The organism is Vibrio sp. 2134-1 (genome assembly GCF_033339495.1).
Window position 1 is genome coordinate 1 of sequence record NZ_JAWOUS010000210.1, and the last position, 908, is coordinate 908.

Below are 908 nucleotides of genomic sequence, written 5' to 3' on the forward strand. Positions count from 1 at the left end.
GAGCCAACGCGTGGTGATGCGTACTCTGGACATCGGTGGTGATAAACCATTGCCATACCTGCCAATCGAAGAGGACAATCCGTTTTTAGGTTGGCGCGGGATTCGCTTTACGTTAGATCATCCTGATATCTTTTTGATTCAATTGCGTGCGATGCTAAGAGCCAGTGCTGAAAGTGGTAATTTAAGTATCTTGTTACCCATGGTATCTGGTATTAAAGAGCTGGATGATGCGATGACGCTGATCAACCAAGCCTACAGCGAAGTTGTCTTGCTTGATGAGCGTATCCAGGCTCCAAAGGTCGGGGTGATGATCGAAGTACCATCGATGGTATATCTGCTTCCTGCCATCGCGCATCGAGTGGATTTTGTCTCTGTTGGTACTAACGACTTAACTCAGTATTTACTGGCGGTGGATCGGAACAATTTCCGCGTCGCTGATGTCTATGAATCCATGCATCCGGCAGTGCTGTTAGCACTCAAACAGATTCATGACGTGTGCGATAAATATCATGTGCCAGTGTGTATCTGCGGTGAATTAGCCGGTGACCCATTTGGTGCGCTCTTATTACTTGGGTTGGGATACACCAGCTTAAGTATGAACACATCTAACGTGGCTAAGGTGAAGTATTTGATTCGTCATAGCCAACAACAGGAACTAGAAAAACTAGCGGAACAGGCGATGACAAAATCGTACGGAGAGGAGATTCATCAAATGATGCATGATTTCTTTATCCAACAAGGTTTTGCAGGCTTCGTTCGTGCAGGGAAAAAGTAGGTAATCGTGACCGTCTCTTTATTTTTGTTATTGCTGGCGCTGGGCGCTTTTGTTGGTGTGATGGCGGGGCTACTCGGCATTGGGGGCGGATTAATCGTCGTACCTGCGTTGTTATTTTTGCTGCCTTGGGCGG

Annotated in this window: 1 protein-coding gene; it reads left to right on the top strand. The window is 46.9% G+C overall.

Annotation, left to right across the window (positions count from 1 at the left end):
• Positions 1-775: putative PEP-binding protein (locus tag R7R78_RS24985; RefSeq protein ID WP_318119560.1), on the top strand; the 775-nt coding region annotated here is incomplete at its 5' end.
• Positions 776-908: the final 133 nt, after the last annotated feature.